Origin of the sequence: Mesorhizobium sp. M7A.F.Ca.US.006.04.2.1, from assembly GCF_004022915.1 — a bacterium.
Lineage (GTDB): Bacteria > Pseudomonadota > Alphaproteobacteria > Rhizobiales > Rhizobiaceae > Mesorhizobium > Mesorhizobium ciceri.
In genome coordinates this window covers 1-5630 of the sequence record NZ_RZQA01000405.1, presented here as the reverse complement: position 1 = coordinate 5630, position 5630 = coordinate 1, and the positions used below count along the sequence as shown (strand labels likewise).

The following is a 5630-nucleotide window of genomic DNA, read 5'->3' as shown; positions in this document are numbered from 1 at the left end:
TCACATCACTACGATCCTTCTCTCGGACCCGAACGGTCTCCGAGGCATTTGGGCGGGCTGGTAAGGGTTAGGTGCGGTCGGGTGGAGGCCAGTCCAAATAGGCTGTGCCATGACCACCGTCTAAAGGGGTAACGAGAGCCCGCGCTCAACCGTATGGGCAAATTGCGCGAAATGTGTGCAGTCCCCACTATCCCGGATCTCGAAATCGGGCAGGGAGGCTTGTTGCCGTGTCGTTTCGTCTCGCAATCGTTGCAGCCTGCCTGCTGGCAACAGCCGCGCCTGCATCAGCCGATTTCCTCTGGGGCATCAATGGCCATCCAATAGTCTCCTATCCGGGCATTCCGGTGGAAAGGCAACTCGACTTCATCAAGGATCTCGGCCTGAAATCGTACCGCGTCAACGTTTCAGGCGTGGACAACGCGGATATGCTCTCCAACCTCGTCGACGCCGGGAAGGCGAGAGGGATCGAGATCCTGCCCGTCATCACGCCTGCGGTCGCCGATCTGGACAAGGATAGTCCGGAAGAGCTCTACGCGAGCACCCGGAAACTGGCGGTCACCCTTGCTACCAGGTTCAAGAACGACATCCGTGTTTGGGAACTCGGCAACGAGATGGAAAACTATGCCATCATCAAGCCCTGTGAGAAACGCGACGATGGTTCGCAATATCCATGTGCATGGGGACCTGCGGGCGGAACAGGACCGCTCGATTACTACGGCCCGCGATGGGTAAAGGTGAGCGCTGTCTTGAAGGGCCTGTCCGACGGCATGACAGAGGTCGATCCGAGCATAAGGAAGGCGATGGGCACCGCCGGTTGGGGCCACACCGGAGCGTTCGTGCGGATGAAGCAGGACGGGATCGCCTGGGATATTTCTGTGTGGCACATGTACGGCGATGACCCGGAATGGGCGTTCCGTGAAATCTCGAGATACGGCAAGCCGATCTGGGTCACCGAATTCAACAATCCTTATGGAAGTCAGCGCAGCGAGCGCCAGCAGGCTGACGGCATCAAGCAGACGATGACGCGGCTCAGCGAACTCAAGGACAAATATAAGGTGGAGGCCGCGCACATCTACGAACTGCTCGATGAGGCCTACTGGGCCCCCGGCTTCGAAGCCAATATGGGATTGGTGAGGCTCGTGGCTCTCTCAGATGGCAAATGGCGGACCGGCGAGCCTAAGCCTGCCTACAAAACGGTACGGGACTTCACCCGCGGCCCCCTGCCGATACCCAAGCCCCATCGGGACTGCGACCCCGAGGCCGCGGCTGCGGACCAGTCCCTACCGGCGCGGCAGGCAAGTTTCGTCTACTGCCTCATTCTTGGCCGCAAGGGCGACACGGCCAGCGTCAATCAGTGGTCGGCGGCACTTGAAGACGGAGCGACCAAACTCCCCGACATGATCATGGAAATGATGCGCTCGCACGAATTCGAAACCAGATATGCCACGATCGGCCTGACAGACCGCGCCTATGTCGGGTTTCTATATCTGTTGCTTCTGAACCGGTCCGCGGACGGCAACGGGCTTGAAACCTATACCTATCAACTGCGTCAAGGCTCAATGACGCGTGAGGCCGTGGCCTTCGGAATCGCCACGTCGGCGGAGTTCAACACCGGACACGCCGCGATGCGCGAAACATCCGCGGTCGCGGGGCCTGGGTGAAATCGAACCAACAAGCGCTAATTGAGTCTCGGATCGGGAATGCTGATGACGAGGCCGATGGAAGCATCAGCGACGGTGATCAGAAGAAAATCCTCCGAAAGGATTAGGCTCGGACCACCCGAAAGGTGCACTGGCGGCAAAGGCTTCGTCCAACAGGGCATCCTGATCGCCTATTGGCGTTCTCCCTCACTGTTTTCAGCCCAAGTAGCCTTCTGGCGATCACTATCGGCTTGAGAGGTGCGCGATGAAAGTCATGGTAACCGGCCATCAAGGCTATATCGGCTCGGTGATGGTGCCGATGCTGTTGCGTGCAGGGCACTCAGTGACGGGCTATGACAGCGATCTCTACCGGCGCTGCACCTTTACAGCAGGGGGCCAGCGGGCTTCAATTGCTTCAATCCAAAAAGACGTCAGGGACGTAGATGCGCGCGACCTCGAAGGGGTCGATGCCGTCATCCACCTGGCGGCTCTTTCCAATGATCCGCTGTCCGACCTTGATCCGGACATCACTTACGAAATCAACTACAAGGGCAGCGTCCGCTTCGCGAAGGCGGCCAAGGACGCCGGCGTGTCGCGCTTCCTGTTCGCCTCATCATGCAGCAATTACGGACAGGCCGGCGACGGGATGGTGGACGAAACGGGCGAACGGAAGCCGGTCACGCCCTACGGCTGGTCCAAGGTGCTTTCCGAACGGGACATTTCTGAACTGGCCGACAGCAGCTTCTCTCCCACCTATTTCCGTCCCGCCACGGCCTATGGCCTCTCTCCCCGGCTCCGCTTCGACATCGTGCTGAACAATCTCGTGGCCTGGGCGGTCACCAAGGGCGTCATCCTGCTGAAGTCCGATGGAACGCCGTGGCGGCCGATCGTCCATATCGAGGACATTTCCAGGGCGTTCATTGCCGGGCTGGAAGCGCCCCGCGAGACCATTCACAACGAGGCCTTCAATGTGGGGCAGACGGGCCACAACTACAGGATCCGCGACATCGCCGAGATTGTCGCCGAGGTCGTGCCGGGCTGCCGGCTTGAGTTCGCGTCCGATGCCGGACCCGACAAGCGCTCCTATCGCGTTAACTTCGACAAGATCGCGCTTGCCCTTCCTGCCTTCAAGCCGCAATGGGATGCGCGCAAAGGGGCCGAGCAGCTCTATCATGCCTACCGAAAGTCGAATGTCACTCTCGACGAATTCGAGGGGCCGCGCTTCCAGCGTATCGGCCACATCCGGTATCTTTTGGCCAACGGACTTCTGGACGGTCGGATGCGGGTCGCCGAAGCCTCGAAAAGACTGGAGGTAGCGGCGGGATAAGCGGTGTGGAACAGGTGAATCCCGGCGGACTCGGCTCGCCGCCAGCGTCCGTCAGCCTCGGCCAGGAAATCTATGCCTTGGCCGAACGTCTGTTTCCGATCTGCAGGAGCATCACCGGAGATGGTGTGCGACAAACGCTGGACGTCTTGTCGGGGCACATCGATTTGGAACGGCATGAAGTGCCGACCGGGACACAGGTTTTCGATTGGACCATTCCCAAGGAATGGAACATCCGCTCGGCAAGCATCACAGGCCCGGACGGACAAACGGTCGTGGATTTCGCTGACTCCAACCTGCACATCGTCAACTACAGCGTACCCTTCAAGGGGATACTGCCGCTCGAAGAATTGAGGCCGCATATCCATACGCTGCCGGAACAACCGAAGGTGATTCCCTACCGCACTTCCTATTACACCCCGACATGGGGCTTCTGCGCAGCCCATGACCGTGTGGCCAACATGCCCGACGGTCTCTATCGGGTGGAGATCGATGCCGAATTCAAAGACGGCAGCCTCGCCTACGGAGAATACTTGCACCGCGGGCAAACAGAACGGGAATTCCTGCTTTCGGCGCACATTTGCCATCCCTCACTCGCCAACGACAACTGTTCGGGCCTGGCCCTGCTGGCAGCGCTCGCAAGAAGCCTGAAGGCAAGGGAAACACGATACAGCTATCGCTTCCTGTTCGCCCCGGGCACCATCGGCGCGCTCGCGTGGCTGTCGCGCAACGAGGACCGGACATGTCTCATCGACCATGGTCTGGTGCTGTCATGCGTTGGTGACGCAGGAAGCCCGGCATACAAGCGCAGCCGCCGCGGTGACGCGCTCGTCGATCGCGCCATGGCACACGTGCTCGGGCGTCTAGCTGGGGCAAAGATGCTGGATTTCTCCCCTTACGGTTATGACGAGAGGCAATATTGCTCGCCGGGCTTCGATCTTCCGGTCGGCATGTTCCAGCGGAGCGTCCACGGCACATTCCCCGAATACCACACGTCGGCCGACAATCTTGACTTCATCAGGCCGGAGCATCTCGAGGATTCCTTCCGCATCCTGACGGACGTAATCGACATCATCGAAGAGGACTGGACGCCGTTGAACCTCTTGCCTAAAGGCGAACCGCAACTCGGCAAGCGCGGCCTCTATGCAGCCCTGGGAGGGCAGAAGTCGTCGGGCGCAACGTCGATGTCGCTGCTTTGGGTGCTAAACCTTGCCGACGGGCAGCATTCGCTTCTGAGCATGGCGGAGCGTTCGAACCTGCCGTTCAAGGAACTCGCCGCCGCCGCCAGACTGTTATCGGGACATGGTCTTTTGGCAGCAGCCTCATGAGGCCGAGGCGCCGGTTCGCCGTCTGACAAGGGGCCAGGACTTGTCCCTTTCCGACATTGCTGTCGGCATCAATGGCCAGCGGATCGAAAAGGCCGGGTCATTGTAGAGGACGCCCGTCGACGCGTGGGGCGCATAGAACTGCGATATGAGATAAGAGACCTCGGTGCCGTCCGTAAGGGTCTGCAGGCCGTGCGCGAATCCGGCGGGGATATAGACCTGCTTCATGTTCTCGGATGTCAGCTCGAAGCCAAGCCACTTGTAGCGTGTCGGTGAATTCGGGCGCAGGTCCACGACGACATCAAAAATAGCGCCGCGGACACAGGAGACCAGCTTGACCTCGGCGTAAGGCTCCTCTTGGTAGTGTAGCCCCCTGAGAGTTCCCTTTTGGACCGAACAGGACCGGCTGTGCTGGACAAATCGGGTCGCCAGACCGCAATCCGCCATCTCCTTTTCGCAGAAAAGACGGGTGAAAAAACCACGGTCGTCAACCATCAGTGTAGGCTCGATCAGCCAGACACCTTGAAGCTCCGTTTCGGTAAACAGCATGCACTTGGATCCCCCGTGCCGAGCAAGACCGGCGCGGCAATTGTCAGCGTCGCCAGCCGACGCTGGAAGGGCTACCTAAGCCTTAGGTGGCCTCTTCGATAGCGGTATATCCGGATGACGGCTTTACCCGTTCGGCGGGCCTCGCGCCGGCATTGCCGCCGCCCGCTCGCTATTAGGATTAAGGCACCCGACGGATTGGCAAATCGAACCAGGGGGGGCTGTATCCTAACCTGTGGCCATCTGCCTGCGGAGGCGCGGCAGGCATCGGTTCTGCGTAGCGCACCGCGTCTCCGTTTTCTAACCAGCAGACAGGAGCAGGGGGAATGAACATTCAGGCAGTCGAAATCGTCCGCGATCATAGTGCGGCAAGCCGGAATGTCGGCTGCAGGCTCTGCGGGTCGCGCCTGCGCCACACCCTGGTCGATCTTGGCATGTCGCCGCCGTGCGAGAGGTTCCTGCAGCCCGACCAGCTCGACCAGATGGAACCTTACTACCCGCTCAACGTGCTTGTCTGCGACACGTGCTATCTGGTGCAGCTCAAGGAGTATATGAGCCCAGAGACCATCTTCAGCGAATACGCCTACTTCTCTTCGTTCTCGACCAGCTGGGTGGCTCATTCGAAACTTTATTGCGAGACGATCACACGACGCCTTGGGCTTGGCCCTGACAGCCTTGCGGTGGAACTCGCAAGTAATGACGGTTACTTGCTGCAGCATTTTCTGCCACTCGGCGTTCCTGTGTTGGGCGTCGAGCCGGCAGCCAATGTCGCGCGCGCCGCGATCGAGAAGGGGG

At 59.9% G+C, this 5630-nt stretch carries 4 protein-coding genes and 1 pseudogene; 4 read left to right on the top strand and 1 reads right to left on the bottom strand.

The window, feature by feature from the left end; translation table 11 throughout:
• The first annotated feature begins 227 nt into the window (after positions 1-227).
• The 3 genes from EN925_RS20810 (at position 228) to EN925_RS20800 (ending at position 4292) form a co-directional block, all read left to right on the top strand.
• Positions 228-1661 carry a DUF4214 domain-containing protein gene (locus EN925_RS20810; protein ID WP_024505407.1) on the top strand — a complete coding sequence of 478 codons (1434 nt, stop codon included), beginning with the start codon at positions 228-230 and terminating at the stop codon, positions 1659-1661.
• Positions 1662-1905: 244 nt separating this feature from the next.
• On the top strand, positions 1906-2967 hold the full coding sequence (locus EN925_RS20805; protein WP_128336874.1) for an NAD(P)-dependent oxidoreductase: 1062 nt from the start codon (positions 1906-1908) through the stop codon (positions 2965-2967).
• A gap of 14 nt (positions 2968-2981) precedes the next feature.
• On the top strand, positions 2982-4292 hold the full coding sequence (locus EN925_RS20800) for a DUF4910 domain-containing protein (RefSeq protein ID WP_064994814.1): 1311 nt from the start codon (positions 2982-2984) through the stop codon (positions 4290-4292).
• On the opposite strand, the gene rfbC is transcribed toward EN925_RS20800, so the two are convergent.
• Complete coding sequence (rfbC, locus tag EN925_RS20795) at positions 4287-4838, bottom strand: dTDP-4-dehydrorhamnose 3,5-epimerase (protein ID WP_024505404.1); 552 nt, start codon at positions 4836-4838, stop codon at positions 4287-4289. The two genes, EN925_RS20800 and rfbC, sit on opposite strands and share 6 nt — an antisense overlap.
• A gap of 323 nt (positions 4839-5161) precedes the next feature.
• On the opposite strand from rfbC, the pseudogene EN925_RS20790 reads away from it, so the two are divergent.
• Positions 5162-5630 (top strand): annotated as a pseudogene (locus EN925_RS20790) (SAM-dependent methyltransferase); the annotation flags it as partial.

What these genes read in the sequence shown, in the direction of transcription:
- EN925_RS20805 (WP_128336874.1), top strand. Translation starts at nt 1,906, where the DNA reads ATGAAAGTCATGGTAACCGGCCATCAAGGCTATATCGGCTCGGTGATG.
- rfbC (WP_024505404.1), bottom strand. Translation starts at nt 4,838, where the DNA reads ATGCTGTTTACCGAAACGGAGCTTCAAGGTGTCTGGCTGATCGAGCCT.